Origin of the sequence: Marinovum sp., from assembly GCF_034669705.1 — a bacterium.
Classification (GTDB): Bacteria; Pseudomonadota; Alphaproteobacteria; order Rhodobacterales; family Rhodobacteraceae; genus Marinovum.
In genome coordinates this window covers 58,216-84,174 of the sequence record NZ_JAXMOR010000018.1, presented here as the reverse complement: position 1 = coordinate 84,174, position 25,959 = coordinate 58,216, and the positions used below count along the sequence as shown (strand labels likewise).

At 68.0% G+C, this 25,959-nt stretch carries 28 protein-coding genes; 15 read left to right on the top strand and 13 right to left on the bottom strand.

Annotated features, from left to right (window positions below):
• Positions 1–65 precede the first annotated feature (65 nt).
• On the top strand, positions 66–257 hold the full coding sequence (locus VOI27_RS13875) for a DUF1674 domain-containing protein (RefSeq protein WP_323765956.1): 192 nt from the start codon (positions 66–68) through the stop codon (positions 255–257).
• An 88-nt stretch (positions 258–345) separates the two neighbouring features.
• Here VOI27_RS13875 and dapB read toward each other — a convergent pair whose 3' ends face one another.
• Positions 346–1,164 (bottom strand): 4-hydroxy-tetrahydrodipicolinate reductase, encoded by an 819-nt coding sequence (gene dapB / locus VOI27_RS13870; protein WP_323765955.1) that lies wholly within the window; start codon positions 1,162–1,164, stop codon positions 346–348.
• Between the two features lie 82 nt (positions 1,165–1,246).
• On the opposite strand from dapB, the gene rbfA reads away from it, so the two are divergent.
• Positions 1,247–1,657 (top strand): 30S ribosome-binding factor RbfA, encoded by a 411-nt coding sequence (gene rbfA, locus VOI27_RS13865; RefSeq protein ID WP_323765954.1) that lies wholly within the window; start codon positions 1,247–1,249, stop codon positions 1,655–1,657.
• On the top strand, positions 1,654–2,394 hold the full coding sequence (locus tag VOI27_RS13860) for a phosphodiester glycosidase family protein (RefSeq protein ID WP_323765953.1): 741 nt from the start codon (positions 1,654–1,656) through the stop codon (positions 2,392–2,394). Before rbfA ends, VOI27_RS13860 begins: the two co-directional genes overlap by 4 nt.
• 87 nt (positions 2,395–2,481) lie before the next feature.
• Here the strand turns inward: VOI27_RS13860 and VOI27_RS13855 are convergent, their stop codons facing one another.
• Positions 2,482–3,294 (bottom strand): class I SAM-dependent methyltransferase, encoded by an 813-nt coding sequence (locus tag VOI27_RS13855; protein WP_323765952.1) that lies wholly within the window; start codon positions 3,292–3,294, stop codon positions 2,482–2,484.
• Positions 3,295–3,428: 134 nt separating this feature from the next.
• Between VOI27_RS13855 and truB the strand changes: the two genes are divergently transcribed.
• From truB to rpsO, 4 genes are all read left to right on the top strand, one after another.
• A complete protein-coding gene (truB, locus tag VOI27_RS13850; RefSeq protein ID WP_323765951.1) occupies positions 3,429–4,340 on the top strand; it encodes a tRNA pseudouridine(55) synthase TruB in 912 nt (303 codons plus the stop codon).
• A gap of 3 nt (positions 4,341–4,343) precedes the next feature.
• Positions 4,344–4,865: a DUF1643 domain-containing protein gene (locus VOI27_RS13845; RefSeq protein ID WP_323765950.1), complete on the top strand. Its 522-nt coding sequence runs from the start codon at positions 4,344–4,346 to the stop codon at positions 4,863–4,865.
• Between the two features lie 92 nt (positions 4,866–4,957).
• On the top strand, positions 4,958–5,971 hold the full coding sequence (locus tag VOI27_RS13840; protein WP_323765949.1) for a calcium-binding protein: 1,014 nt from the start codon (positions 4,958–4,960) through the stop codon (positions 5,969–5,971).
• Between the two features lie 150 nt (positions 5,972–6,121).
• Entirely contained in the window at positions 6,122–6,391 is a 270-nt protein-coding gene (gene rpsO / locus VOI27_RS13835; protein ID WP_323765948.1) for a 30S ribosomal protein S15, read from the top strand.
• Between the two features lie 97 nt (positions 6,392–6,488).
• Here the strand turns inward: rpsO and VOI27_RS13830 are convergent, their stop codons facing one another.
• Complete coding sequence (locus VOI27_RS13830) at positions 6,489–7,331, bottom strand: PilZ domain-containing protein (RefSeq protein ID WP_323765947.1); 843 nt, start codon at positions 7,329–7,331, stop codon at positions 6,489–6,491.
• A gap of 346 nt (positions 7,332–7,677) precedes the next feature.
• Between VOI27_RS13830 and pnp the strand changes: the two genes are divergently transcribed.
• Complete coding sequence (gene pnp / locus VOI27_RS13825) at positions 7,678–9,810, top strand: polyribonucleotide nucleotidyltransferase (RefSeq protein WP_323765946.1); 2,133 nt, start codon at positions 7,678–7,680, stop codon at positions 9,808–9,810.
• A 168-nt stretch (positions 9,811–9,978) separates the two neighbouring features.
• Here the strand turns inward: pnp and VOI27_RS13820 are convergent, their stop codons facing one another.
• Positions 9,979–11,406, bottom strand: coding sequence for an aldehyde dehydrogenase family protein (locus tag VOI27_RS13820; protein WP_323765945.1), 1,428 nt, complete (start codon positions 11,404–11,406; stop codon positions 9,979–9,981).
• Positions 11,407–11,527: 121 nt separating this feature from the next.
• On the opposite strand from VOI27_RS13820, the gene VOI27_RS13815 reads away from it, so the two are divergent.
• The 4 genes from VOI27_RS13815 (at position 11,528) to VOI27_RS13800 (ending at position 14,712) form a co-directional block, all read left to right on the top strand.
• The gene (locus VOI27_RS13815; protein WP_323765944.1) at positions 11,528–12,181 is read left to right on the top strand and encodes a peroxiredoxin; all 654 of its coding nucleotides are present in this window, start codon (positions 11,528–11,530) and stop codon (positions 12,179–12,181) included.
• A gap of 283 nt (positions 12,182–12,464) precedes the next feature.
• Positions 12,465–13,508: a succinylglutamate desuccinylase/aspartoacylase family protein gene (locus VOI27_RS13810; protein ID WP_323765943.1), complete on the top strand. Its 1,044-nt coding sequence runs from the start codon at positions 12,465–12,467 to the stop codon at positions 13,506–13,508.
• 88 nt (positions 13,509–13,596) lie between these two features.
• The gene (locus tag VOI27_RS13805) at positions 13,597–14,382 is read left to right on the top strand and encodes a TIGR00266 family protein (protein WP_323765942.1); all 786 of its coding nucleotides are present in this window, start codon (positions 13,597–13,599) and stop codon (positions 14,380–14,382) included.
• A 207-nt stretch (positions 14,383–14,589) separates the two neighbouring features.
• On the top strand, positions 14,590–14,712 hold the full coding sequence (locus VOI27_RS13800) for a hypothetical protein (protein WP_323765941.1): 123 nt from the start codon (positions 14,590–14,592) through the stop codon (positions 14,710–14,712).
• A gap of 417 nt (positions 14,713–15,129) precedes the next feature.
• On the opposite strand, the gene VOI27_RS13795 is transcribed toward VOI27_RS13800, so the two are convergent.
• From VOI27_RS13795 to VOI27_RS13780, 4 genes are all read right to left on the bottom strand, one after another.
• Entirely contained in the window at positions 15,130–16,338 is a 1,209-nt protein-coding gene (locus tag VOI27_RS13795) for an aminopeptidase P family protein (RefSeq protein WP_323765940.1), read from the bottom strand.
• A gap of 120 nt (positions 16,339–16,458) precedes the next feature.
• On the bottom strand, positions 16,459–17,373 hold the full coding sequence (locus VOI27_RS13790; RefSeq protein ID WP_323765939.1) for a cation diffusion facilitator family transporter: 915 nt from the start codon (positions 17,371–17,373) through the stop codon (positions 16,459–16,461).
• A gap of 139 nt (positions 17,374–17,512) precedes the next feature.
• Positions 17,513–17,803: an HU family DNA-binding protein gene (locus VOI27_RS13785; RefSeq protein ID WP_323765938.1), complete on the bottom strand. Its 291-nt coding sequence runs from the start codon at positions 17,801–17,803 to the stop codon at positions 17,513–17,515.
• A 130-nt stretch (positions 17,804–17,933) separates the two neighbouring features.
• The gene (locus VOI27_RS13780; RefSeq protein ID WP_323765937.1) at positions 17,934–19,418 is read right to left on the bottom strand and encodes an AMP nucleosidase; all 1,485 of its coding nucleotides are present in this window, start codon (positions 19,416–19,418) and stop codon (positions 17,934–17,936) included.
• Between the two features lie 91 nt (positions 19,419–19,509).
• Here VOI27_RS13780 and VOI27_RS13775 point away from each other — a divergent pair, with 91 nt between their 5' ends.
• Positions 19,510–19,932, top strand: coding sequence for a VOC family protein (locus tag VOI27_RS13775; protein WP_323765936.1), 423 nt, complete (start codon positions 19,510–19,512; stop codon positions 19,930–19,932).
• Between the two features lie 77 nt (positions 19,933–20,009).
• On the opposite strand, the gene VOI27_RS13770 is transcribed toward VOI27_RS13775, so the two are convergent.
• The 3 genes from VOI27_RS13770 to VOI27_RS13760 all read right to left on the bottom strand — a co-directional run bounded on the left by VOI27_RS13770 (position 20,010) and on the right by VOI27_RS13760 (position 23,131).
• Positions 20,010–21,428, bottom strand: coding sequence for a pyridoxal phosphate-dependent decarboxylase family protein (locus VOI27_RS13770; RefSeq protein WP_323765935.1), 1,419 nt, complete (start codon positions 21,426–21,428; stop codon positions 20,010–20,012).
• Positions 21,429–21,629: 201 nt separating this feature from the next.
• Entirely contained in the window at positions 21,630–22,544 is a 915-nt protein-coding gene (locus VOI27_RS13765; protein WP_323765934.1) for an OmpA family protein, read from the bottom strand.
• Between the two features lie 2 nt (positions 22,545–22,546).
• Positions 22,547–23,131, bottom strand: coding sequence for a peroxidase-related enzyme (locus tag VOI27_RS13760; RefSeq protein ID WP_323765933.1), 585 nt, complete (start codon positions 23,129–23,131; stop codon positions 22,547–22,549).
• A 182-nt stretch (positions 23,132–23,313) separates the two neighbouring features.
• Here VOI27_RS13760 and VOI27_RS13755 point away from each other — a divergent pair, with 182 nt between their 5' ends.
• On the top strand, positions 23,314–23,667 hold the full coding sequence (locus VOI27_RS13755) for a PRC-barrel domain-containing protein (RefSeq protein WP_323765932.1): 354 nt from the start codon (positions 23,314–23,316) through the stop codon (positions 23,665–23,667).
• Between the two features lie 69 nt (positions 23,668–23,736).
• On the opposite strand, the gene VOI27_RS13750 is transcribed toward VOI27_RS13755, so the two are convergent.
• A complete protein-coding gene (locus VOI27_RS13750) occupies positions 23,737–24,465 on the bottom strand; it encodes a GNAT family N-acetyltransferase (protein WP_323765931.1) in 729 nt (242 codons plus the stop codon).
• Positions 24,462–25,184, bottom strand: coding sequence for a competence/damage-inducible protein A (locus tag VOI27_RS13745; RefSeq protein WP_323765930.1), 723 nt, complete (start codon positions 25,182–25,184; stop codon positions 24,462–24,464). Before VOI27_RS13745 ends, VOI27_RS13750 begins: the two co-directional genes overlap by 4 nt.
• Before the next feature lie 45 nt (positions 25,185–25,229).
• Between VOI27_RS13745 and sfsA the strand changes: the two genes are divergently transcribed.
• Positions 25,230–25,937 (top strand): DNA/RNA nuclease SfsA, encoded by a 708-nt coding sequence (sfsA, locus tag VOI27_RS13740; RefSeq protein WP_323765929.1) that lies wholly within the window; start codon positions 25,230–25,232, stop codon positions 25,935–25,937.
• Positions 25,938–25,959: the final 22 nt, after the last annotated feature.

Genomic DNA, 25,959 nt, shown 5'->3' with positions numbered 1-25,959 from the left:
CTCCAGACCGCTTGCCCAAGTGAAGGCTCCGCATATATCTGGGAGCAGGAAAAGAGGAAAGCCCGATGGACCAGACCGAAGCCCAGCGCCGCGCCGCGCTCCCCGACGCCGCCCGGCGTGCCCTCGACGAGGCCGATGCCCGCCGCCTCGAAGCGGCCGCAAAGCCCCCCCTCCCGACCGAGCTCGGCGGCCGCGACGGCCCCGAACCGGTGCGCTACGGCGACTGGGAAAAGAAGGGCCTCGCCATCGACTTCTGAGCGCCGCCCGCGCCCGGACCGCCACCCCCTGCTTCTTCTGGCCGGAAATATTCCCGGGGGTCCGCGGGCAGCGCCCCCGAAGGGCGCATCACTCGCGAAGCCCCAACACGTCGATCATGTCGTATTCGCCCGGCGCCTTGTCCTGCCCCCAGAGCGCCGCCTTCAGCGCGCCGCGGGCAAACACCCTGCGGTCCGAGGCCACGTGCCGCAGGGTGATCCGCTCGCCTTCGGCGGCAAACATCACGTCATGCTCGCCGACGATGTCGCCGCCGCGAATCACTGCGAAACCGATATCGCCCTTCTGCCGCGCGCCGGTGATGCCGTCGCGGCCGCGATCCGCCACCTCCGCCAACCTGACGCCACGTCCCTTTGCCGCCGCCTCGCCCAGCATCAGCGCGGTGCCAGAGGGTGCGTCGACCTTGCGGTTGTGATGCGCCTCGATCACCTCGATGTCGAAATCGTCATCCAGCGCCCGGGCGACCTTCTCGGCCAAAAGCGTCAGCAGGTTGACCCCGAGGCTCATGTTGCCGGCGCGCACGATCACCGCGTGCCGCGCCGCGGCCTGGATCTTGGCCAGATGTGCCTCTTCCATGCCGGTGGTGCCGATCACATGGCAAATCCGCGCCTGGGCCGCGAGATGGGCAAATTCCACCGTCGCCGCCGGCGCGGTAAAGTCGATCACCGCCTGCGCCTCGGCAAAGACCGGAAGCGGATCGTCGGTCACCGTGACACCCAGCGCCGCCCCGCCCATCGCCTCGCCGACGTCGCGGCCGATCCAGTCGTGGCCCTTGCGCTCGACCACGCCGGCCAGCCGCATGCGGTCGTTCTCGCTCACGCTCTGGATCAGCATCCGGCCCATCCGGCCAGAGGCGCCGGTGATCACGATGCCGGGAAGGGGTGCGCTCATGTCTCTGTCTCCTGCGGTTTGGCTTCACATACCGCCTGCCGCCCGTCTTGGCAAAGCCCGCGCGACAGCGTATCTGCGGGATATGGCTAAGAACAACATACCAGACGGTCAGGGCGCCTCGCAGCGCCAGCTTCGGGTCGGCGAGCTGATCCGCCGGACCCTCTCCGAGCTCCTGATGCGCGGCGAGGTGCATGACCCCGATCTCAACCGCGTGTCGATCACCGTGGGCGAGGTGCGCATGTCGCCCGACCTGCGCATCGCCACCGCCTATGTCTGCCCCTTGGGCGGCCAGGGCAGCGAGGACGTCGTCGCGCTTCTGGCCCGCAACAAGGGCGAGATCCGGCGGCTGGTCAGCAAGCAGCTGACCATCAAGTTCGCGCCCGACCTGCGGTTCCGGCTCGATGACACCTTCGACCGGCTCGAGGACACCCGCCGGATGTTCGCCCAGGACAGCGTCCGCCGCGACCTGGACGACCGCGACGCGGACGAATGAGCCGGCGCGGCGCCCTGACCGCCCTGCTGCTCCTGGCGGCCGGCGAGGCCGCGGCGGTGAGCTGCAGCGACGAGCGGCACGAAGGCAACCGCTTCACGGTCTGCAAGGTGCAGCCCGGCGAGGAGGAGCTGCGGCTCTACCGCGCCGATGACAACGGCCTGCCCTATGGCACCTTTGCCAATCTCGAACGCGCGGTGCAGGCCGAGGGCAAGCAGCTGCGATTTGCCACCAACGGCGGCATGTACCACGACGACCGGGACCCGGTGGGCCATTACATCGAGGACGGCCGCGAGGAGATGCGGGTGATCGCCAGCGAGGGGCCCGGCAACTTCGGCCTGCTGCCCAACGGCGTGCTCTGCCTGCGCCCGGACCGCGCCGACGTGATCGAGACGCTGCGCTATCTGGAACAGGCGCCGGACTGCCGCTATGCCACGCAATCCGGCCCGATGCTGGTAATCGACGGCGATCTGCACCCGGATTTCCTGCCCGACGGCACCTCGCGCTACATCCGCAACGGCGTCGGCACCTCCGAGCGCGGCGACACCGCGTATTTCGTGATCTCCAACAACACCGTCACCTTCTGGGAATTCGCCAGCTTCTTTCGCGACGTGCTGAAGGTGCCGCAGGCGCTGTTTCTCGACGGCAATGTCTCGCGGCTGCATGCGCCCGACCTCGGCCGCAGCGATCTCGGATTTCCGATGGGGCCGATCATCGCCGTGGTCACGCCGGACGCCTGACCTGACCGCCGGGTCTGACCGCCGGGTCTGACCGCCGGACGCCTGCCTCCCTGATCCGCGCCTCCGCGCTTGGACCCGACCCGGTCGTCACCGTCCGGCAGACACCACATGTGCCCGGATCGGGGCCAGCACCGGGCCGGGGCCATAGCGCTCGGCGATCCGCGCCTCTGCCAGGTCGGTGGCCTCGGCCAGAGCCGCCGGCCCGCGTGCCTCGATCTCGCTGCGCAAAGGCGTGCCCTGGCAATAGGCGATCGCCGGATCGCGGGCTGCCCCGGCCCGGCTCTCGCCGCCGACCGTCTCCAGCGTGACCTCGGCAAACCCCGCCGCGGCCAGATCGGCGCGCACGCGGTCGGGATCGTGATAGCCATGCGGCACCCGGGCCAGAAAGCGCGGCGGATCGTCGGGAAACATCTCTTCCAGCGCCAGGGTCACGCAGTCGGCAAAGCCGTTTGCGGCGATCTCGTCCCAGACGCTGAAGATATACCGACCGCCCGGCCGCAGCACGCGCCGTGCCTCGCGATGTCCGGCCACCCGGTCGGGAAAGAACATCGCGCCGAACTGGCAGCAGACCACGTCGAAGCTGGCGTCGCCGAACGGCAGGTCGAGCGCATCCGCCGGCTGCCAGTGCAGCCGCCCGCCGGCCGGCTGGCGCGCCGCCCCCCGGCGCAGCATCGGCGGGTTGAGATCGGAGACCACATAGCGTGCGCCCTCTGGCAGACGGGGCGCCAGAGCCCGGGCCACCACACCGCTGCCGGCGGCGGTCTCCAGCACGTCGCCCGGCCCCAGCGCCGCCACCCGCCGCGCCATGTCGGCGGCATATGTCTCGAAGATCAAAGGCACCAGCCAGGCGTCATAGACGTCCGGGATCGATCCGGTGAACCGCTTGTCGCTCTCCACCATCCGAGCCCTCGCTGTCCTGGCAGGCCAACAGTCTACCACGGAACGGCCGGAGCCCGCCGTTTTTCTTGCCCCCCTATTGACGGCTGGGCCGGCGTTTCCTATCCCCCGCGCTTCAATCACATCGCGGAGACATCATGGGACGCAAACGCAAGGGGCGCGACATTTCCGGCTGGCTGGTGGTGGACAAGCCCGCGGGGCCCACCTCGACCGCCGTGGTCAACAAGGTCCGCTGGGCGTTCCAGGCCAAAAAGGCCGGCCACGCGGGCACGCTCGACCCCGAGGCCACCGGCCTGTTGGCAGTGGCACTGGGCGAGGCCACCAAGACGGTGCCCTACGTCACCGACGCGATGAAGGCCTATGAGTTCACCGTCCGCTGGGGCGCCGCTACCAACACCGACGACGCCGAGGGCGAGGTGATCGAGACCTCCGATCTGCGCCCCTCCGACGAAGAGATCAAGGCGGCGCTCGGTCAGTTCGTCGGCGATATCGAGCAGGTGCCGCCGAAGTTCTCGGCGGTGAAGATCGACGGCGAACGCGCCTACAAACTGGCCCGCGACGGCGAGGATGTCGAAATCGCTGCCCGCCCGCTCTGGGTCGAGGAGCTGCTGTTGGTGGACCGCCCCGACGCCGATACCGCGGTGCTGGAGATGACCTGCGGCAAGGGCGGTTACGTGCGCTCGATCGCCCGCGATCTCGGCCGGGTGCTGGGCTGTTTCGGCCATGTGGTCACCCTGCGGCGGGTCTGGTCCGGGCCGTTCGATCTCGACAATGCGGTGACGCTCGACCGGATCGAGGAACTGGCGCAGACCGCCGATCTCGACGCCCTGCTGCTGCCGCTCGAGACCGGGCTGGGCGAGCTGCCCGAGCTGCATTGCGGGCTCGAAGCGATGACCCGGCTGCGCAACGGCAACCCGGCCGAGGTGACCGGCGGCGGCGATGTCGAGTTCGGCGAAACCGCCTGGGTCAGCCACCACGGCACACCGGTGGCAGTCGGCGAGTATCGCGGCGGCAAGCTGCAGCCCTCGCGCGTCTTCGTGCTCGACTGAGCCATGCTCGTCACCCGGACCCACGACACCCCGGACTGCCGGTCCGAGGCGGTCTACAGCGACTGCGGGCACTACCGCTACCGGCTGACCCGGGTCTGGGACGCGGCGGCGGGGCGGCTCGCCTTTGTCATGCTCAATCCCTCGACCGCCAGCGAAAAGGTCAACGACCCGACCATCGCGCGCTGCGAGAAACGCGCCCGGCTGCTGGGGTTCGGCGCGCTCGACGTGGTCAACCTCTTTGCCTATCGCGCCACCGCGCCGGCGGATCTGCGCGCCGCCGAGGCGCCGGTGGGGCCGGAGAACGACGCCTATCTCGCCCGCGCCTGCGAGGCGGCCGACATGGTGCTGGCCGCCTGGGGCGTGCATGGCGCCCATCGCGCCCGCGACGCCGAGGCGCTGCCGCTGCTGGCCCGGGCACCGAGCAAGCTCTTTACCCTCGGGCTCACCCGCCACGGGCTGCCCCGGCATCCGCTCTATGTCTCCTATGCGCAGAAGCCACAGCATTTCGTGGTGAACACCGGGTAAACGCCTGAAGGCGTTAACCATTCCGGCGGAAAAGATTTGCTCAGGACGCCCTGTTTCTGGAATACTGACCGCGGGAAAGAGGGTGTATCAACATGTTGCTGATTGCGGGCCTGCTGGGCATGGCCGCTGTCGGTTCGGTCATGATGATCGGAACGATCGGCGAGGACGAAGAAGACCAGACCGGCCGGGCTCAGGCGACCGAGCTCACCGAGGATGAGCTTGGGACCAACGACATGATCGTGCCCCTGGAGGATCCGGAGGCAGACCCTCCGGAGAACCCGGAGATCGACCCCCTGACCGGCACCAGCGACGCCGACACGCTCTCCGGGGGCGACGCCTCGGTGATTTCCGGCGGCGCCGGCAGCGACGCCATCGACGGTCAGGGGGGCGACGACCTGCTGGCCGGTGACCAGGGCGAGGACTGGATCTGGGGCGGCGACGGCGACGACACGCTGCATGGCGGCAGCGAGGACGATACCCTGCATGGCGAGGGCGGCGCGGATTCCCTTCTCGGCGAGGCCGGCAACGATTCGCTCTACGGTCATGGCGGCGACGACCGCTCTGACGGCGGTGCCGGTGACGACGTTCTGACCGATGGCCAGGGCCAGGACACGCTGATCGGCGGCGAGGGCAACGACGGTCTGCTCGGCGGTCACGACGCCGATACGCTAGTGGGCGGCCTGGGGAGCGATTCGCTGTTTGGCGGCCAGGGCGACGACCTGCTCGACGGCACCGAGACCGGCTCCGACGCGGTGGATTACCTCAACGGCAACGACGGCGACGACACCATCCTCGCCGATGGCGGCGATGTGGTCACCGGCGGCGCCGGCGCCGATGATATCCTGCTGCGCGGCGGCAGCGCGCCGGTGACGCTGATCGATTTCGAGCCCGGAACGGACCAGATATTGCTCGTCGCCGAGCCCCCCTCCGACAGCGTCGAAGTGGAGCTCACCCGCGACGCCGCGGACCCCGAGGTGCTGAGGCTGACGGTCGATGGCGCAGAGGTGGCGCTGCTGCGCGGGGCCGAAGACCTGTCCCTTGCCGATATCCTGCTGGTCTCCGAGGCCGAGGCGGCGCTGTGGGAGGTGCTTCCCCCTGCCGCATGAGCCGGCACCACCCGGCCCTTTCCAACGCCTGCGAAATGCCCTATAGGGCGCTCTTGCCCCGGCCTTGCGGTCGGGGCTTTCTCCACGGGCCTTGCTGGACGACATCCCGGCTTGCGCCATAACCCTTTAGATTTCCGAAAGGAGACCCCGATGTCGATCACTGTCGAAGAAAAAACCCGCGTGATGAAGGAATTCGCCACCAAGGACGGCGACACCGGCTCGCCCGAAGTTCAGGTGGCCATCCTCACCTCGCGCATCCGCACGCTGACCGAGCACTTCAAGACCCACAAGAAGGACAACCACTCCCGTCGTGGCCTCCTGAAGCTCGTCGCACAGCGCCGGAAACTGCTCGACTACCTCAAAGGCAAGGAAGAAGCGCGGTATCAGGACCTGATCAAGCGCCTCGAAATCCGCCGCTAAGGTTTCACGGTCCGCAAGGATCGGGCGCGCCCGCCAGTGCAAACTGGCGGGCGTTTTCGTGTCCGGCCATTGCGCGCCACCCGATGAAAAGTTCCGGTCAGGCCGCCCCCGCCCGCGGCAGGATCGCCTGTTGCAGAACATCCGCAGACAGCGGCCGGTCAAACACCACGCCGCAGTAATGCGCATTCGACCAGGCCACCCGGCCCGCGGTCCGAAAGGCACCAGAGGTGATCTCGACCGGCTGGTCACCGCCGCCCTCGAGCCCGAGCTTCAGCTTGGCGCCAGCGGCACTGATATCGATGATCCGGCTGTCATGCGCGGTGCCACCGACCCGGACGCTGCAGGCGATGTCGCAGACGAACCGTTGGTTGCGGCGCTTGCGGGACCGGGTGCGCCGCTCGAGCAGAACCAGGCCACCCAGCAGCCCCAGGCCCAGCAGGAAAACCGGCGCCGCGGTCCAGTCCATCGCCAACCGGACGCCGCTGCCGCCGCTGGTGCCGACGGTCCGGGTGCCTGACTGGGCCGAGGCCGCCGCCGTGGGTGCGTATTTGGCGGCGCAATCCACCTGCGCCACAGCGGCCAGCAGCTGCGCCGTGCTGGTCCTGAGCGACGACAGCAGCGCCGGGCGCGCGCTGCTGCGCGCCAGAAGCGCGCGCGCGGCTGCCACGTGCCGGGCCACCAGCGGGGCATACGCGTCATAGCCGTCGCGCTGCCGCGCGCGCCGCAGGGCCGCGCTGTCATGCGCCGCCAGCGTGATGGCCAAGACGGCCCCGTGACGCGTTCGGCCGGCCGCCTCGATCTCGTCCACCATGGTTTCGCTCTGATAGATCAGGCCCAACAGCCATTCCTCGTAGTGGCATCGGCCCTCGGCCGCCCGCGCCGGGCCGGTCAGAGCCAGCAGGAGGCAGATGGCAAGCACAGGTCTGAAATCGGATCGCATCAACAATGGCTCGGCCCCCAGTCGCCGGAATGAACCGCCAGCCAGAGAACGCATGGCCGGCAGCCCGCCACCGGGCGGCGCAGGGCGCCAGCCCGCGCACCAAGGATGGCCCTCTTGCCTAGCACGGGCGGTTTTACCAAACCCTTAAGCCCGCAAGGGCCAGCGGCGCCGGGGCGCGCCAACTCACGCCTTTCCAAGTGGACCGAAACCCTGTATGCCCCGGCCATCTGAGACGTGACGCTTCGACCCCGGCGCATGAAATGATGAAAGGGGTCGGCGGCAATGGGGCCGCCACTCAAACGGGGACCCGGGATACGCCCGGGAGCGCCCCATACAGGATACGATGATGTTCAATATCTCGAAGAAAAGCATGCAGTGGGGCGAAGAGACGCTCACGCTGGAGACCGGCAAGGTTGCCCGTCAGGCCGACGGCTCGGTCATCGCCACGCTGGGCGAGACCTCCGTCATGGCCAACGTGACCTTTGCCAAGCAGCCCAAGCCGGGCCAGGACTTCTTTCCCCTGACCGTGCACTACCAGGAAAAATACTACGCTGCCGGCAAGGTGCCCGGCGGCTTTTTCAAGCGCGAGGCGCGTCCGACCGAAAAAGAGACGCTGACTGCCCGCCTGATCGACCGCCCGATCCGCCCGCTGTTCGTCGATGGCTTCAAGCATGAAGTGCTGGTGATGTGCACCGTGCTGAGCCACGATTTGGTCAACGACCCCGACATCGTCGCGATGATTGCCGCCTCGGCCGCGCTGACGATCTCGGGCGCGCCCTTCATGGGCCCGATCGCCGGCTGCCGCGTGGGCTATGTGGATGGCGAGTACATCCTCAACCCCGAGGTCGAGGACATGCACAACCTGCGCCTCAACCCCGAACAGCGTCTCGATCTGGTCGTCGCCGGCACCAAGGACGCCGTGATGATGGTCGAATCGGAAGCCTACGAGCTGACCGAAGACGAGATGCTGGGCGCGGTGACCTTTGCGCATGAGCAGATCCAGCCGGTCGTCGACCTGATCATCTCGCTCGCCGAAGAAGCCGCGAAAGAGCCCTTCGACTTCCAGGCACCGGATTACTCGGAGCTCTACGAGGCGGTGAAAGCCGCCGGTGAAGAGCAGATGCGCGCCGCTTTCGCCATCACCGACAAGCAGGAACGGACGACTGCTGTTTCCGAAGCACGCGCCGCGATCAAGGACAAGCTGACCGAAGAGCAGCTCGAGGATCCGAACCTTGGCTCGGCGCTCAAGAAGCTCGAAGCCGGCATCCTGCGCGGCGACGTGGTCAAGACCGGCAAGCGGATCGACGGGCGTGACACCACCACCGTGCGCCAGATCGAATGCGAGACCGGCCTGCTGCCGCGGACCCACGGCTCGGCGCTCTTCACCCGTGGTGAAACGCAAGGCCTGGTCGTGACCACGCTGGGCACCGGCGATGACGAACAGTTCATCGACGCGCTGCACGGCAACTTCAAGTCCAACTTCCTGCTGCACTACAACTTCCCGCCCTATTCGGTCGGCGAAGCGGGTCGCGTGGGCCCTCCGGGCCGCCGCGAGATCGGTCACGGCAAACTGGCCTGGCGCGCGCTGCAAGCCGTGCTGCCGGCGCCCACCGATTTTCCCTATACCGTGCGCGTCGTGTCGGAGATCACCGAATCCAACGGCTCGTCCTCGATGGCCTCCGTCTGCGGCGGCTCGCTGTCGATGATGGACGCTGGCGTTCCGCTGAAATCGGCGGTTGCCGGTGTGGCCATGGGCCTGATCCTCGAGGACGACGGCTCCTACGCGATCCTGTCCGACATCCTGGGTGACGAAGATCACCTCGGCGACATGGACTTCAAGGTTGCCGGCACCGAGAACGGCATCACCTCGCTGCAGATGGACATCAAGGTGGCTGGCATCACGCCCGACATCATGAAATCCGCCCTGGCGCAGGCGAAAGACGGCCGGATGCACATCCTGGGCGAGATGTCCAAGGCGCTGACCGGGGCTGCGGAATTCTCGGTCCACGCACCGCGCATCGAGACCATGCAGATCCCCACCGACAAGATCCGTGAAGTCATCGGGTCCGGCGGCAAGGTGATCCGCGAGATCGTCGAGCAGTCGGGTGCCAAGGTCGACATCAACGACGACGGCATCATCAAGATCGCCTCGCCCGACGGGGAAGCCATCCAGCGCGCCTACGACATGATCCACTCGATCGTGGCCGAGCCCGAGGAAGGCAAGGTCTACAAGGGCAAGGTCGTGAAGATCGTCGATTTCGGCGCCTTCGTGAACTTCTTCGGCAAGCGCGACGGTCTGGTGCATGTGTCCCAGATCGAGAACCGCCGCCTGAACCATCCCTCGGATGTGCTGAAGGAAGGCCAGGAAGTCTGGGTCAAGCTGTTGGGCTTCGACGATCGCGGCAAGGTCCGCCTGTCGATGAAGGTCGTGGACCAGGAGACCGGCGAAGAAGCCAAGAAAGAGGAAGACGCGGAGTAACCCGCCCTTCCGGACCAATGGAAAGCCCCGGTGTGATGCACCGGGGCTTTTTTCGTAACAGGCCTGAGGTTTGTCTCGCCGCCGTCCCGGGCTTGACCCGGGACCTCTTGCCGACACCTGCCCGCGAGCCAAAGACCAGGCCGGAACAGCCGCCGGATGAAACCGCGGCTACTCCGCCGCCCAGCCCGAGACCGCCTTGACCTCGAGGAACTCGTCGATCCCGTGCGCGCCACCCTCACGGCCATTGCCCGAGTGTTTGTAGCCGCCGAAGGGCGAGCCTTGCGCAAAGCCTTCCCCATTGGTCTCGATCATCCCGGCGCGCAGGCGCCGCGCCACACGGCGGCGCTTGTCGTCGTCGCGGGTCTGAACGTAGTCGGCCAGCCCATAGGGCGTGTCATTGGCAATCGCCACCGCCTCCTCCTCGCTGTCGAACGGCAGGATCGACAGCACCGGGCCGAAGATCTCCTCGCGGGCGATGGTCATGTCGTTGCTCACATCGGCAAAGACCGTCGGCCGCACGAAATAGCCCCGGTTGAGCCCCTCGGGCCGCCCCGGACCGCCCGCCACCAGCCGCGCCTCCTGCATGCCGGTCTCGATCAGCGCCTGGATCTTGCCGAACTGCACCTCAGAGACCACCGGCCCGATGAACTTGCCTTCCTCCGACGCCGGGCCCACCCGCGTGGCCTCGGCCACCTGCGCCGCAGTCTCGACCGCCGCGTCATAGCGCGAGCGTTCCACCAGCATCCGGGTCGGCGCGTTGCAGGACTGGCCGGAGTTGGCAAAGCAGTGCCGCGCGCCGCGGGCCACCGCGTCGTCGTCGGCATCGGCAAAGATGATGTTCGCGCCCTTGCCGCCCAACTCGAGCGAGACACGCTTGAGCGTATCGGCGGCGGCCTTGGAAATCGCGATCCCGGCGCGGGTCGAGCCGGTGAAGGAGATCATGTCGACATCCGGGTGTACCGACAGCTGCGAGCCGACGCCCGGGCCGTCGCCGTTGACCAGGTTGAAGACCCCCTTGGGGAAGCCCGCCTCATGCACGAATTCGGCAAAGAGCAGCGACGACAGCGGCGCCACCTCGGAGGGTTTCAGCACCACGGTGCAGCCGGCGGCGAGCGCCGGGAACACCTTGAGCACCACCTGATTCATCGGCCAGTTCCACGGCGTTATCAGCCCGCAGACCCCGATCGGCTCTTTCAGGTGGCGTTCGGTGGCGGTGAAATCGCTCTCGAAGCTGAAGCCCTCGAGCGTCTTGAAGAACCCGCCCATGTGCCAGAGCCCGGCGCCGACCTGGTTGGCCTTGGCATAGTCGATCGGCGCGCCCATCTCCTGGCTGATGGCTTCGCCCATCTCGCTGGCGCGGGCCTTGTAGACCGCCTGCAGCTTGCGCAGGAGCGCCACGCGCGCATCAAGCGGGGTCGCGGCCCAGCCGTCGAATGCGGCGCGGGCGGCAGCGACGGCGGCGTCCGTATCGGCCTGATCGCCGAGCGAGATCACCGCGCAGGGCTCTTCGGTGGACGGGTCGATGACGTGAAGATCGCTCGGTGCAGCCGGGTCCACCCAGGCACCGTCAATGTAGAACTGGCGTTTCTCGATCATTGGTTGACCTCCCTTGGATTAGCGGCACTGTGTCACCACATCAGAACGGTCACAAGAGACCGCAAGAGTGATTTGATCAAATTATCCGGCACCGCCGGATCGTCAGACCAGAGGAGTCATCATGGGACTGCGCATCAACGACACCGTGCCGAATTTCACCGCCGAGACCGACCAGGGCACCATCGATTTTCACGACTGGATCGGCGACAGCTGGGCGATCCTGTTCTCGCATCCCAAGGATTTCACCCCGGTCTGCACCACCGAGTTCGGCGCCGTGGCACAGCTCTCGGACGAGTGGGAAAAGCGCGGCACAAAGGTGCTGGGCATCTCGGTCGATGGCGTCGAAGAGCACAAGGGCTGGAAGAAGGATATCGAGCTGGTCGCCGGCACCAAGGCCGGATTCCCGATCATCGCCGACAATGGCCTCGCGGTCTCCAAGGCCTTCGACATGCTGCCGGCCGAGTTCTACCTGCCCGACAACGCCACGCCGAATGACAGCGCCACGGTGCGGGTGGTCTATATCATCGGCCCGGACAAGAAGCTGAAGCTGTCGATGACCTACCCGATGAACGTCGGCCGCAATTTCGCCGAGGTGCTGCGCGCACTCGACGGGCTGCAGACCGCCGCCAAGCATGGCGTCGCCACGCCGGCCAACTGGCAAGTGGGCCAGGACGTCATCATCCCCACCGCGGTCAATGACGAGGCGGCGAAGGAGAAATTCGGCGAGTTCGAGACCGTGCTGCCCTATCTGCGCAAGACCAAGGTTCCGGGCTGAACCACGCCTTGAGAATGGGATGGCGGCGCTGCGCCATCCCGGCCCCCGCCCGGCCTGAGCCGCGAGGCCCCGGCGCGGCGGCCGGGGTGGGGACCTGCAGGCACACCCCGTCCCGGCCCCCGCGCCGGGACCTCCACGCCAGCCTCCCCCCGCAGTCAGCCCGAGATGCCGCCGGCGACACAATCCGGCACCACGCAGCGGCGGCCCGGCGTGCCGGCCATGGACAAACCCGGCCGGATCCCTCCTAATCGCCCGACGCGATGGACAGGCTCGGGAGACGGTGATGACGGCACGCAAGGCATTCGAGATCGGCGGCAAGAGCTTCGATCCGGGCACCGATGGCATCGTCGAACTGCCGGTCAGCCAAATGCCCGATCACACCCCGGTCACCATGGCGGTGCATGTCTTTCATGGCAAGAAGCCGGGCCCGGTGATCTTTGTCTCGGCCGCGATCCACGGCGACGAGGTGATCGGCGTCGAAGTGGTCCGCCGGCTGCTGCGGGCCAAGCCGATCGAGCGGCTGGCCGGCACCCTGCTGGCGGTGCCGATCGTCAACAGCTTCGGCTTCATCAACCATTCGCGCTACCTGCCCGACCGCCGCGATCTCAACCGCTGTTTCCCGGGCCACCCCTCTGGCTCGCTGGCGGCGCGGCTGGCGCATATCTTCATGACCGAGGTCGTCGCCCGCTCGGACCTCGGCATCGACCTGCATTCCGCCGCCATCCGCCGCGAGAACCTGCCGCAGATCCGCCTGACCCCCGGCAATGCCCGGCTGGCCGACATGGGCCGGGCCTTCGGCGCGCCGGTGATGCTGCAATCCAAGCTGCGCGACGGCTCGCTGCGCTTTGCCGCCGAGGAGGCGGGCTGCGACGTGCTGCTCTACGAGGCCGGCGAAGGCCTGCGGTTCGACGAATACGCCGCCCGCGCCGGCCTGTCCGGCATCCTGAGGGTGATGCATCACCTCGGCATGATCGGCCCCCGCGGCGTGCCGCATGTCAGGACGCCGCCACTGCTCTCGGAACGCTCGAGCTGGCAGCGCGCGCCGCTCGGCGGGCTGTTGCGCACCTATCGCACCATCGGCGACTATGTCACCGAGGGCGAGGTGCTGGGCGTGGTCGCCGACCCCACCGGCGATGTCGAGGAAGAGGTGCTGAGCGAGATGGAGGGCATCATCATCGGCCGCACCAACATGCCGGTGGTCAACGAGGGCGACGCGCTGTTCCACGTGGCGCTGACACCGTCGACCAAGGTGGCCGAGGCGGTGGTCGACGGCATGTCGGCCCAGCGCGAGGCGGCGCCGTTGTTCGACGAGGACGAGATCATCTGACGTTGCGGCATCCGTCACCGCAGGCTTTCCCGGACCCCGCCGGTGCCGCTATCATCGTGGGCGAGGCGACCGGAAAAAGGACCAGGCCATGCGCTGTCACGAGGTGGACTACGAGATTTTCGGCGATGACATGCAGATCGTCGAGGTCGAGCTCGACCCCGGCGAGACGGTGATCGCCGAGGCCGGTGCCATGACCTACATGGAGGCCGGCATCACCTTCGAGAGCCGCATGGGCGACGGCTCGACCCCGACGAGCGGCGTGATGGGCGCGCTGATGAACGTCGGCAAGCGGGTGCTGACCGGCGAGTCGATCTTCCTCACCCATTTCACCAACGCGGGCCGGGCCAAGTCCCGCGTGGGCTTTGCCGCACCCTACCCCGGACGCATCGTGCCGCTCGACATGGCGCAGCTCGGCGGCGAGATCATCTGCCAGAAGGACGCCTTTCTCTGCGCCGCCTTCGGCACCAGCACCGACATCGCCTTTCAAAAGAAGCTGGGGGTCGGCTTTTTCGGCGGCGAGGGTTTCATCCTGCAGCGGCTGCGCGGTGACGGCATGGCCTTTGTCCACGCCGGCGGCACGCTGATCCGGCGCGACCTGCGCGCCGGCGAGGAGCTGCGGGTCGACACCGGCTGCATCGCCGCCTTCACCTCCGGCATCGACTATTCCATTGCCCGCGCCGGCAACCTCAAGAGCATGGTTTTCGGCGGCGAGGGGCTGTTTCTAGCGTCGCTGCGTGGCCCGGGCACGGTGTTCCTGCAGAGCCTGCCGTTCTCGCGGCTGGCCGACCGGGTGCTGCAGGCCGGCGGCATCGGCGGCAACAAGGGCGAAGGCTCGGTGCTGGGCGGGCTGGGCGACATGTTCGGCGATCGCTGACAGTGGACCACCCGCGGCCTGTTTGCGACACGCAACGTGTGGAAGCGGCACGATCAGGGGTGCCATGCGCCAGGCGCAAACCGGGTATGCGTTGATGGCATTGATTTTATCAATAGAGCGCTTGTCCGACTCAGCCGCATCGCCTACCTGCGATTCATGGCCTAGCGCCATTGGATGCCCACCGCTCAACACCCAAGGAGTGGACCGATGATGACACGAGACGAGATCATCCGCGATGCACGCAGCCGCGCCGGCACCTTGCCGGCCGTGTTCATCGTCTATGGTGTCCTGCTGGCCACGATGGTGGCGACCGGGATGGCGATGACCTGAGGTCACGCGACCTCTATACCCTTTTGACTGCTGGTACAATCCGGTTCTTCGGGGCCCGGGCTGCGGCGTTTTGGCCGCTCTTCGGGCCCCGATCCGGGGTCTTCCGATGCGTGGGCTGAGAGGCCCCGGGTCAAGCCCGGGGCGCGCGTCGTGGGGATTCCAAGCAAGGCGCACGCCGCGCCCGCATTCCTCCCCGTCCCGGGCTTGACCCGGGACCTCCCCGGCCGACCAGCAGGCCCGCCAAGGAGGTCAGCGACAGATCAGGGCCGAGCTGCGCACGGGGCGGGTACCATGCAATCCGCAATCCGCACCCGCATCCAACCCCGTCCCGGGCCTGACCCGGGACCTCCCGGCCCGCCAAAGCGAGCCGCCCCTGAAAAGAGCCGCCCAGCTCGCATCAAGATCCGAGCGCGCCGGTCAGCCCACCACGTTGAACTCCGGCCCGTAGGGATAGCCGGTGATGTTCTCGTTGCCGTCTTCGGTGAGGATCAGGATGTCATGCTCGCGGTAGCCGCCAGCCCCCGGTTGCCCCTCGGCGATCGTCAGCATCGGCTCCATCGAGATCACCATGCCGGGCTCCAGCACCGTGTCGATATCCTCGCGCAGCTCCAGCCCCGCCTCGCGGCCGTAGTAGTGGCTGAGCACGCCGAAGGAATGGCCATAGCCGAAGGTCCGGTATTGCAGCAGGTCGCGTTCCCCGAAGTAGCGGTTGATCGCCTCCGTCACCTCGCCGCAGCGCGCGCCCGGCTTCAGCAGCGAAATCCCCAGCTCATGCGCGCCGACATTGGCCTGCCAGAGCGCGAGCGAGGCCGGGTCGACCTCCTGCACGAACAGCGTCCGCTCGAGCGCGGTGTAATAGCCCGAAATCATCGGGAAGGTGTTGAGCGACAGGATGTCACCGCGCTGCAGCGCTCGGGCCGTCACCGGGTTGTGGGCGCCGTCGGTGTTGAGGCCCGACTGGAACCAGACCCAGCTGTCGCGATACTCGGCCTCGGGAAAGCGCCGGGCGATCTCCAACTCCATCGCGTCGCGGCCGGCCATGGCGACGTCGATCTCGCGCGCGCCCGGCCGGATCGCCGCGCGGATCGCATAGCCGCCGACATCCGCCACCGCCGCCCCGGCGCGGATCAAGGCGATCTCTGCGGCGCTCTTGTGCATCCGCTGGCGCATGGTGGTCTCGTGGAGATCCACCATGCGCGACGGCGTGAGGAACGCCGCGAGCTTGTCCCGCTGCAAGAGCGTCAGGTGATCGCCCTCATAGCCCAGCGCGCGGCCGGGCCCGGTGACCGACAGGATCGCACGCCAATAGTTGTCGCGCTGCCAGTCGGTATAGGTGATGTTGTCGCCATGGCAGCGCCGCCACGGCTGGCCGGCGTCGATCCCGGCGCTGATCGTGACGTGGGTCTCGGGTGTCACCACCAGCGCGTAGGGCCGGCCAAAGGCGCAATAGGTGAAGCCGCTGTAATAGCTGACGTTGTGCATCGAGGTCAGCACCGCCGCATCGCAGCCGAGCGCAGCCATGCGGGCGCGCAGGCCAGTGAGCCGGGCCTCGTATTCGGCCTCGGAAAACTGCAGCGGCGCTTTCTGGCCATTGTGGAAGCGATAGAAATCAGGACGTGCCGTCATGGCGACCCTCCTCGTCAAGGAAAGATCCCGGCGTTCAGGATGTTGGGGACGGGGCCATCCGGGGCGACGCCATCGCCCGGCCCGCGCCCAGATTGGCCGAACCCGGGCAAAAGGCAAGGCTCAACGCTGACTGTAGAGCCTCGGCTCGCAGTCAGTGCGGTCGGCATGCTCGAATTCGAGGCTGGAATGACGGATGCCGAAGCGGTCCTGCAGCCGGTCCTTGATCTCGGACTTGATCGCCTCGAGCCGGGTCCAACCTGCATCGGTCAGCACCACGTGGCAATCGAGCGCCGCGGCGTGTTCCTGCATCTGCCAGAGGTGGACGTGATGCACATCCGCGACCCCTTGGGTGGCGCGCAGGGCGGCGATCACCGCGGCATTGTCGATCTCCGGCGGGCTGCCCAGCATCAGGGTGCGGATCGGGCCGCCGATCTCTGTCAGGGCGAGGTAAAGGATGTAGAGCGCGATGGCGATGGTGATCGCCGGATCGACCCAGCGCAGGTCGTAAAGCAGGATCAGCGTGCCGCCGAGGATCACCGCCACCGAGGCCAGCGCATCCGACAGGTTGTGCAGGAACAGCGCGCGGATGTTGACGCTGTCCTTCTGCATCGACCATGTCAGCCCGGCGGTCAGCGCATCCACCACAAGCGCCACGCCGCCCAGGATCACCACCCACCTGCCCGCCACCTCGGGCGGATCGATCAGCCGCATGCCGCCCTCGTAGATCAGGTAGGCGCCCACCAAGATCAGCGTGGTGTAGTTGATCAGCGCCGCCACCACCTCGATCCTGCCGTAGCCAAAGGTCATCCGCGCATCGGCGGGCCGCCGGGCGATCTTGCGCGCGGCGAAGGCGATCACCAGCGAGGCCATGTCGGACAGGTTGTGCAGCGCGTCGGCGATCAGGGCGAGGCTGCCAGAGACCAGACCGCCGAGGATCTGCGCCAGCGTCAGCGCCGCATTGGCCCAGATCGCCAGCGCCACCCGGCGGTCGCCGGAGCCGGGGTCGAGATGGGCGTGACCGTGATCATGCGGCATCGTGGTCTGTCCTCCTGCTGCGGGCCTCGCTCGGGGATGACCTCAGGGCCGTGGCGGAAGGTCAAGCAAAAATGGCCGGCGCGAGGGGCGCCGGCCATTCGGGAACTCCTGCAGCGGCGCCGGGGCGCCAGCTTGCGGGTCACTCGTCGTTGGCGCTGTCTTTCAGGGCCTTGGCGATGGTCACCTTGACGACCTTGTCCGCCTCTTTCTGGAACTGCTCGCCGGTGGCGGGGTTGCGCACCATCCGCGCCGGGCGCTCCTTGAGATAGAACTTGCCGACACCCGGCAGGGTCACCGCGCCGCCGCCGGCAACTTCGCGGGTGATGATGTTGCACACCGCGTCAAGCGCCGCAGTGGCGTTCTTCTTGTCGGTGTCGAGTTCTTCTGCCAGAGCCGCAACGAGCTGAGTCTTGGTCAGGGGTTTTGCCATTTTCTGGTCTCCTTCGGTCTGCCCAGCACTTGGGCCTCATCGCCGCCATTAAACGTCATGTTGCGGGGGGACACAACGATTAGTGGCGCGTCGCGTCATAAAAATAGGGGTTTTCGCGCTTGACCCGGCGTCAAAGGAAGGCGGTTTCGTCGAAAGCGCGCAATTTCCGGCTGTGGATGCGTTCCAGAGGCATCTCGCGCAGCCGTTCCATCGCCCGGATTCCGATGCGCAGGTGCCGCGCCACCTGGGTCTGATAGAAGGCCGAGGCCATGCCGGGCAGCTTCAATTCGCCATGCAGCGGCTTGTCAGAGACGCAGAGCAGCGTGCCATAGGGCACCCGGAAGCGAAAGCCGTTGGCGGCGATCGTGGCGCTCTCCATGTCGAGCGCCACGGCACGCGACTGGCTGAGCCGCTGCACCGGGCCTTCCTGATCGCGCAGCTCCCAGTTGCGGTTGTCGACGCTGGCGACGGTGCCGGTCCGCATGATCCGCTTGAGGTCATAGCCCTTGAGCTGGGTTTCCTCGGCCACCGCCTCCTCGAGCGCGATCTGGATCTCGGCCAGTGCCGGGATCGGCACCCAGACCGGCAGGTCGTCGTCGAGCACCCGGTCCTCGCGCAGGTAGGCATGCGCCAGCACGAAATCGCCCAGCGCCTGGGTGTTCCTGAGGCCGGCGCAATGGCCCACCATCAGCCAGGCATGCGGCCTGAGCACGGCGATGTGGTCGGTGGCGGTCTTGGCGTTCGACGGGCCGACGCCGATGTTGACCAGGGTGATGCCGCCCTCGCCGGCGCGCTTGAGGTGATAGGTCGGCATCTGCGGCTGTTTCAGGGTCGGCGGGATCTCCTGGTCGGCTTCGGTGATCTCGATATTGCCGGTCGAGACAAAGCTGGTGTAGCCGCTCTCGGGATCGGCCAGCATGGCGCGGGCAAAGGCCTCGAACTCGCTGACATAGAACTGGTAGTTGGTGAACAGCACGAAGTTCTGGAAATGCTTCGGATCGGTGGCGGTGTAATGTGCCAGCCGCGCCAGCGAGTAATCCACCCGCTGCGCGGTAAACGGCGCCAGCGGCTCGGGCCGGCCGGCGCCGCGGTCATGGGTGCCGTTGACGATATCATCGTTGGTGGTGCTGAGGTCCGGCACGTCAAACACATCGCGCAGGATGAACTCGGCGGCGCCTTCCTGCGGCACGGTCACGTCGGTCTGGGCGGCGACGGCGAAATGCACCGGGATCGGCGTATCCGACACCGCGACCGAGACCGGCACCCCGTGGTTGTCCATCAGCAGGCGGATCTGCTGTGTCAGGTAGCGCCGGAACAGCCTTGGCTGGGTGACGGTGGTGGCGTGGGTGCCGGGGCTGGCCACATGGCCGAAACTCAGCCGGCTGTCGACATGGGCAAAGCTCGCCGTGGTGATGCGGATCTCGGGATAGAAGGCGCGGTAGCGGATCGCCGGCTGGCCCTCGACCATCGCCTTGCGAAAGGCATCGGCGAGAAAGGCGGTGGCCTTTTCGTAGAGCATGCACAGATGCTCGACCGCCTGCTCGGCATCGGTGAAAAAGGCCTCTTGCGGAAGCTCGGGCGTCTGGATCGCCCTGTTGATGTCGCTGCCTGCCATGCCGATCCCCGTTCTTGCGCGTGCGTTGCCGGTGACATTGACTTAGCCCGGGGGGGACTTCAACCATGGGCGCGCAGCAAAGGGGGCGCTGATGGCCGACTACGACAGCATTTCACCCGACGCCTTCGGCGCCGGGCTGCGTGGTCTGGGGCTCAATATCCTTGTCACCGACGTGCGGCGCAGCGCCGGTTTCCTGTCGCAGGTCTTCGGCATGCAGGTGCACCGGCTGTCCGACGATTTCGCCATCGTGCAATACGGCGACCAGCTGTTTCAGCTGCATGCCGATGCCACCTATGCCAGCCACCCGCTGCATGCCCTGCTGCCAGAGACGCCGCCGCGGGGCCTGGGCCTCGAGATCAGGCTGTATGACAGCGACCCCGAAACCGCCGCGGCCCGCACCGAGGCCGCCGGTGGCACACTGCTGGCACCGCCGCAGGACAAGCCGCACGGGCTGAGAGAGACCTTCATCCTCGACCCCGACGGCTATTGCTGGGTCGCCTCGCGGCCCAAGTAAGGCCAGGCCCCTACGTCTCTGGTGCTGTGAAAATCCCGGGGGTCCGGAGGCAAGCGTCCTGAAAACCACCCCGCATCCTACGCATCGCGCCGCGCCCGCCAGGCCGCGATGATCTCCTGCGCTGCCAGGTCGGCATGTGCCTCGCCGGTGGCATAGCCCGAGACCGAGATGCGGATGATCTGCCGCCCGCGCCACTCGCCATGCGAAGGATAGACCTTGCCGCGCGCCTGTACGTCGCGCAGCACCGTCTTGGTCAGCCGGTCGCCCGCCGGGCCCTCGCCGCAGCAGACCGCCACCTGATTGAACACCACGTCGTTGGCCACGGTCAGACCCGGCTCGGCCGCCACTGCCCGCGCGATCCGCACCGCGAGGCGGTGGTGGCGCAGGATCAGCTCGGCAACGCCGGCGCGGCCGAGGTGACGCAGGATGGCGTAGCTCGGCACGCCACGCGCCCGGCGTGACAGTTCCGGCGTGCTGTCGGAAGGCTCCCATTCGGCGTTCTGCGAGGGCAGATAGGCGCCCCGCGCCGACATCGCCGCCACCAGCGCCGCCCGGTCGCGGACCAGCACCACACCGGCATCGAACGGCGCGCTCAGCCCCTTGTGCAGATCCACCGCCCAGCTGTCGGCCCGCGCCACGCCCGTGCACAGATGCGCCAGCTCGGGCACCACCGTGGCCCAAAGGCCGAAGGCGCCGTCGACATGGACCCAACCGCCGCGTGCATGCACGCTCTCGATCAGCGCCTCGAAGGGATCGAACCCGCCGGTGTTGATCTGGCCGGCCTGCAGGATGACCAGCGGCGGCGCCTCGCAAAGCGCCAGCTTCCGGGCGAAATCCGCAGGATCGATGCGGCCTTGCTCATCGGTGGCCACCCGGCAGGCGCGGCCGGCACCAAGACCGGAATAGCGCAGCGCCGCGGTCACCGCCGAATGCGCCTCGGCGCCGATCAGCACCGGGATCGGCGGCGCGCCGATCAGCCCGTCCTGCTCCACGTCCCAGCCCTGCGCCGCCAGCAGCGCATGTCGCGCCGCCAGGACGCCGCAGAAATTCGCCGCGCTGGCGCCGGTGACCAGCCCCGCGCCGGTGCCGTCCGGCAGTCCGAAGAGGTCGACCAGCCAGTCGCAGAGCGTGCGTTCCATGCCGGTGATTGCCGGGGTCTCGCTGGCCGACCCGGCGTTCTGCCCCCAGGCCGAGACCAGCGCATCCGCCGCCACGCCCACCGGGTGCGAGCCGCCAAGGACATAGCCGAAGAACCCCGGCCCGGTCATCGCGTGCAGTGCCCCTTCTGACTTGGCGGTGATCTGCTCGATCACCTTCGGCGCGCTCTCGCCCGCCTCGCTCAGCGGGCCGCGAAAACGCTCCATCGCCTCGTCAAGCCCCACCGCCGGCCGTGCCGGCTGATGCGAGATCGCCGTGCGGTAGGACAGCGCCGCCGAATAGGCGGTGGCGAGGGCGGCGCGCTCTTCTACGGTCAGCCCCGTGGCAAGCTGTGTCATCGTCATGTCCAACTGATACGTCCCTCGTGTGTCAGGGGGTTGGGCCCCTCCAGGTTGTCAGACCCTAACGCGGGAGAATTGCGAGTGATGTTGATATGGCGCACACTTGCCGGGCGTTTCAGGGGAATACAGCCAGCAATTGCACCGTGAAAGCGCTTTGAATGGCCTGAGGACGGCCTTGGGCCACGCGGCCCTCGCGGATCATTCGGTCGAGACCAGCACCGCCTCGACCCGGCGGTTGGCCTCGCGGCCCGCGGCGCTCAGGTTGCTGGTCAGCGGCGCCAGATAGCCCATGCCGCCGGCTTCGAGCTGGGCTGACGGCACGCCGTGGTCGCGCACCAGCCGGTCGCGCACCGAGATCGCCCGCTGCCGCGACAGGGCGATGTTGTTGTCGAGCGCGCCCACGGAATCGGTATGGCCGACCAGCGCGATCCGCCTGTTCGGAAAGTCGGACAGATAGCGCGCCAGCGCGGCGAGGCTGTCGAAGGCGCCAGCGCCCAGGGTGGCCGAACCGGTCTGGAACGACAGGTCCGAGAGCACCACCCGGCCGCGGGTCTCGAGCTGTTGGGCGATTGCGCCGCTGTCCTGCGGAAGCACCGGCCGCTCCGGGCCGGGCGCGGCGCTGAGCCCGCCCTCGGCGGCATCCCCGACCCGGATGATCTGGACAAAGCCGGCGGCGCCGCTGCGCGAGACCAGCAGCGAGACCGCGCTGCCGGCGTTGTCGCGCGCGGCGAGAAAGCGGAAATCGGTGAGGTCGACATACATGCCGGGGCCGGGCAGCACCTCGGTGCCGAAGCGGAAATCGAAGCCGCCGCATTGCCGGGTGCGGCAGTCAAAGAGGATCTCGTAGCCGGAGGCGGCGATCTGCGTCCTGAGCGGCGCCAGCAGTTGCAGGGTGGTGCGGATGTCGCCCGGCACCCGGTAGGATTGCCGCAGCACCGCGCCCTCGACCACGCTGACCGGCACCTCGCCATCGACGAAGGGCCCGGTGGGCAGCGCATAGGAGCCGGGGTCGCTCTTCTGCTCATAGGTCAGCGCCGCGCCCGCCGGCAGCGCCAGATCCTGCGCCGCCAACGGGGCCGCCAGCCCGCAGGCAAGAAACGCCAGCGCCCGCAAGCTCAGCGCGCCATCGCGTGGTAGTCGGCGTTGGGGCGCATGTCGATGGCGCTGGCCACCCGGTTGGACATGTTGAAGAACCCCGCGACCGAGGCGATGTCAAAGATGTCGCGGTCGGAAAACCCCGCGTCGCGCAGGCTCTGCCGGTCGGCCTCGGTCACCTCGGCGCTGGCCTTGGTGACCTTCTCGGCGAAACTCAGCATCGCGGTCTGGCGCGCATCGAGCCCTGCAGCGCGCCAGTTCATCACCATCAGCTCGCCCAGTTCGGGATCGCCCGAGAGCTGCCGCACGGCGGCGCCATGGGCGGTGAGGCAGTAGAAGCACTTGTTGATCGACGACACCGCCACGGCGATCATCTCGCGCTCGAGCTTGCTCAGCCCGCTGCCGGCGAGCATCAGGTCGTTGTACATCGCGGTGAAGGCGTTGAGCTTGTCGATGTCGAAGGCATAGGCGCGCAGCACGTTGGGCACCATGCCCAGCTTCTCCTCGCAGACCTGGAAATACCTGGCGGTGGCCTCGGGCAGCGGATCGACCATCGGCAGGACGAGCGCGGTGGGGCTGTCAGAGGGCGGGGTTGGGGCGGGCATGGGCTGGGCTCCGGTTGGGTGTCGTGAGAGGAAATCGCAAAACGCCGGAGCTTTCAACCGCCCCGCGCCCCTGCCGCTGCGGCCGGCGGGACTGGGCGGAAAGCCGCCGTGGCGGGGCGGCGCTGGCGGAACATTGGCAGCGCCTGCGGGTTTCATCAGTCCACCGATTGGAGGACCTAGGAATGAGTACCGAAGGCAATGGCAGTCTGGTGTCGTCGACCGATGTGAACGGCACTGCGGTCTACAGCCGCGAAGGAACGCATATCGGCACGATCGACCACCTGATGATCGACAAGCAATCCGGCAAGGTGGCCTATGCGGTCATGGGATTTGGCGGATTTTTCGGCCTCGGCGAAGAGCACCACCCGGTGCCCTGGGGCAAGCTGTCGTATGACGTCAGCCGCGACGGCTTCAGCACCGATCTGACCGAGGCGGAGGTGCAGGGTGCACCGGAACGCCACGACGACTGGCACCGCGACCGCGCCTGGGAACAGCGGGTGCACGAACACTACGGCGCCCCGATGTACTGGATCTGACGCCAGACCGACGCGAATGACCCGCCGCCCTTCGAGACCCTCGGGGGGCGGTTTTGCGTCCGGCCCCGCTCAGCCCTGCCAGAGCCGGTAGTGGTAATGGCCCACCACCTCGAACCCCATGGCGCGGTAGAGCGCGTTGGCGCCCACGTTGGCCTCGGTGCAGAGCACCGCAAGGTGGCTGCCGCCCTGACCGGCCGCCCAGACCGCCGCCTGCCGCATCATCCATTGCGCCAGCCCCTTGCGGCGCTTGTCCGGCGTGACCTCGAGCGCATGCAGCATGGCGATGCCATCGACGAGGCCGACATAGGCGGCGGCCCCGGGGCTGTCCTCGATCCGGCCGAGGAGGCCGGTCTTGGCGCAGTCGGCCCGCTGCATCACCGACAGCCGCTCGGGGCCGATGCCCCCCTCGGCCCAGAGATCGCGCATAACCGCCAGCGGCTCCCAGATGCAGAAGGTGGTGACGCGGGGGATCGGCCGGTCGGTCAGCGCCTGCACCGGCGTGACGTAGAGGTTCACCGGATCGACCACGCGATAGCCCGCCGCCGCGAGCCCGGCGTCGAGCCGGTCCTCGCCGGCGCGGACCTGAAACAGCGGCGTCTGTCCCAGCCCGCGCATCCCCTCCTCGGCCCGGAGCCGGTCCTCCTCGGACCAGTCGGCCCCGGCGCGCAGGGTGGCGGCCGAGACCCGCTTGCCGCCGCCCGCCCCGTCGCGCAGCTCGAACGGCCCGCAGTCCAGGCGGCGCACCGGCGGCCAGGTCGCCTCGCAGACCGCCATCACCTGCTCGGCCCCCGGCCTCATTCGGAAAACAATGCCTTGAGCCGCGTCATCGCCGCGTCGACACGGCCGCCGTCCTGGCCGCGGATCACGATATTTGCGCCGTAGGCGCCGTCCTGCTGATAGGGGTAGGAGCCGAAGGAGAGATCGTCGAACTCCTGCGCCAGCGTGCCCAGCGGCCCGGCGATATCGCCTTCGCCGCGCTGAACCCGCAGGGTCTGGCTGAGCAGCGGCGCGCCGCCCGAGAGCGTCGGCAAAACCGTCGCGACCATCGCCTGAAACACGCTGGGCACCCCCGCCATCACGTGGACGTTTTCCAGGATGAAGCCCGGCGCGATCGACACCGGGTTGTCGATCAGCGTCGCGCCATCAGGGATCCGCGCCATCCGCAGGCGGGCGTCGTTGAGTTCGCGGCCGGTGTTGGCGTAATGCTCGGCCAGCAGCGCGCGGGCGTCCTCGCGCACGTCGATCGGCACGTCGAAGGCGCGGGCGATGCAGTCGGCGGTGATGTCGTCATGGGTCGGGCCGATGCCACCCGATGTGAAGACATGGGTGAACCCCTCGGACAGCGCCTTGACCGCGGCGACGATCGCCGGCGCATCGTCGGAGACCACGCGCACCTCGCGCAGGTCGATGCCGTGCTTGGTCAGCTCGCCGGCGAGATAATGCATGTTGGCGTCGCGGGTGCGGCCAGAGAGGATCTCGTCGCCGATCACCAGCATGGCGGCGGTGGGGTTGGCCATCGGGGCCTCCTTGATCACGGGTTTTTTGAGGTATAGGCCGGGCGCATGCGCTTTCAAACCCCTCTCGTGCCGGCGACGCTGCTGCGCCGCTACAAACGCTTTCTCGCCGATTGCCGGCTCGAGGATGGCCGCGAGGTGGTGGCCCATTGCGCCAATCCCGGCTCGATGCTCGGGCTGGCCGAGCCGGGCTTTCGGGTCTGGCTCGAACCCAATGACGATCCGAAAAAGAAGCTGGACTACGGCATGCGCTTGGTCGCCCCGGCCGAGGGCGTGCTGGTGGGGGTCGACACCTCGGTGCCGAACCGCGCGCTGCGCGCCGCGCTCGAGGCCGACGCGGTGCCGGGGCTCGAGGGCTACGAGACGGTGCGGCCGGAGGTGAAATACGGCGCGAACAGCCGGATCGACTTCCTGCTGAGCGCGGCGGGCCGGCGCGACTGCTATGTCGAGGTGAAATCGGTGACGCTGAGCCGCGAGGCAGGCCTCGCCGAGTTCCCCGACAGCGTGACCGCGCGCGGCACCAAGCACCTGGGCGAGCTGGCAGCGATGGCGCAGGCCGGTCACCGCGCGGTGATGCTCTACCTTGTGCAGCGCAACGATTGCACGGCGATGCGGCTGGCGGCGGATATCGACCCGGCCTATGCGGCGGGGTTCGCCACGGCTTGCGCCGCCGGCGTCGAGGTGATGGTGCTGGGCTGCGCACTGTCGCCAGAGGCCATCCGACCGGCCGGGCCGATGCCCTTCACCCCGGCCTGAGGCCGCCTGTTCAACCGCGAGG

Excerpts from the sequence above, each read along its gene's own strand:
- VOI27_RS13760 (WP_323765933.1), bottom strand. The coding sequence starts at position 23,131 with ATGCCCGCCCCAACCCCGCCCTCTGACAGCCCCACCGCGCTCGTCCTG.
- VOI27_RS13800 (WP_323765941.1), top strand. The coding sequence starts at position 14,590 with ATGATGACACGAGACGAGATCATCCGCGATGCACGCAGCCGCGCCGGC.
- rbfA (WP_323765954.1), top strand. The coding sequence starts at position 1,247 with ATGGCTAAGAACAACATACCAGACGGTCAGGGCGCCTCGCAGCGCCAG.
- VOI27_RS13875 (WP_323765956.1), top strand. The coding sequence starts at position 66 with ATGGACCAGACCGAAGCCCAGCGCCGCGCCGCGCTCCCCGACGCCGCC.
- VOI27_RS13750 (WP_323765931.1), bottom strand. The coding sequence starts at position 24,465 with ATGAGGCCGGGGGCCGAGCAGGTGATGGCGGTCTGCGAGGCGACCTGG.
- VOI27_RS13770 (WP_323765935.1), bottom strand. The coding sequence starts at position 21,428 with ATGACACAGCTTGCCACGGGGCTGACCGTAGAAGAGCGCGCCGCCCTC.
- VOI27_RS13775 (WP_323765936.1), top strand. The coding sequence starts at position 19,510 with ATGGCCGACTACGACAGCATTTCACCCGACGCCTTCGGCGCCGGGCTG.
- VOI27_RS13755 (WP_323765932.1), top strand. The coding sequence starts at position 23,314 with ATGAGTACCGAAGGCAATGGCAGTCTGGTGTCGTCGACCGATGTGAAC.
- dapB (WP_323765955.1), bottom strand. The coding sequence starts at position 1,164 with ATGAGCGCACCCCTTCCCGGCATCGTGATCACCGGCGCCTCTGGCCGG.
- VOI27_RS13745 (WP_323765930.1), bottom strand. The coding sequence starts at position 25,184 with ATGGCCAACCCCACCGCCGCCATGCTGGTGATCGGCGACGAGATCCTC.
- VOI27_RS13855 (WP_323765952.1), bottom strand. The coding sequence starts at position 3,294 with ATGGTGGAGAGCGACAAGCGGTTCACCGGATCGATCCCGGACGTCTAT.
- VOI27_RS13795 (WP_323765940.1), bottom strand. The coding sequence starts at position 16,338 with ATGACGGCACGTCCTGATTTCTATCGCTTCCACAATGGCCAGAAAGCG.
- VOI27_RS13840 (WP_323765949.1), top strand. The coding sequence starts at position 4,958 with ATGTTGCTGATTGCGGGCCTGCTGGGCATGGCCGCTGTCGGTTCGGTC.
- VOI27_RS13815 (WP_323765944.1), top strand. The coding sequence starts at position 11,528 with ATGGGACTGCGCATCAACGACACCGTGCCGAATTTCACCGCCGAGACC.
- VOI27_RS13790 (WP_323765939.1), bottom strand. The coding sequence starts at position 17,373 with ATGCCGCATGATCACGGTCACGCCCATCTCGACCCCGGCTCCGGCGAC.
- VOI27_RS13780 (WP_323765937.1), bottom strand. The coding sequence starts at position 19,418 with ATGGCAGGCAGCGACATCAACAGGGCGATCCAGACGCCCGAGCTTCCG.
- sfsA (WP_323765929.1), top strand. The coding sequence starts at position 25,230 with ATGCGCTTTCAAACCCCTCTCGTGCCGGCGACGCTGCTGCGCCGCTAC.
- VOI27_RS13860 (WP_323765953.1), top strand. The coding sequence starts at position 1,654 with ATGAGCCGGCGCGGCGCCCTGACCGCCCTGCTGCTCCTGGCGGCCGGC.
- VOI27_RS13805 (WP_323765942.1), top strand. The coding sequence starts at position 13,597 with ATGCGCTGTCACGAGGTGGACTACGAGATTTTCGGCGATGACATGCAG.
- VOI27_RS13845 (WP_323765950.1), top strand. The coding sequence starts at position 4,344 with ATGCTCGTCACCCGGACCCACGACACCCCGGACTGCCGGTCCGAGGCG.
- VOI27_RS13785 (WP_323765938.1), bottom strand. The coding sequence starts at position 17,803 with ATGGCAAAACCCCTGACCAAGACTCAGCTCGTTGCGGCTCTGGCAGAA.
- VOI27_RS13820 (WP_323765945.1), bottom strand. The coding sequence starts at position 11,406 with ATGATCGAGAAACGCCAGTTCTACATTGACGGTGCCTGGGTGGACCCG.
- VOI27_RS13830 (WP_323765947.1), bottom strand. The coding sequence starts at position 7,331 with ATGCGATCCGATTTCAGACCTGTGCTTGCCATCTGCCTCCTGCTGGCT.
- pnp (WP_323765946.1), top strand. The coding sequence starts at position 7,678 with ATGTTCAATATCTCGAAGAAAAGCATGCAGTGGGGCGAAGAGACGCTC.
- truB (WP_323765951.1), top strand. The coding sequence starts at position 3,429 with ATGGGACGCAAACGCAAGGGGCGCGACATTTCCGGCTGGCTGGTGGTG.
- rpsO (WP_323765948.1), top strand. The coding sequence starts at position 6,122 with ATGTCGATCACTGTCGAAGAAAAAACCCGCGTGATGAAGGAATTCGCC.
- VOI27_RS13810 (WP_323765943.1), top strand. The coding sequence starts at position 12,465 with ATGACGGCACGCAAGGCATTCGAGATCGGCGGCAAGAGCTTCGATCCG.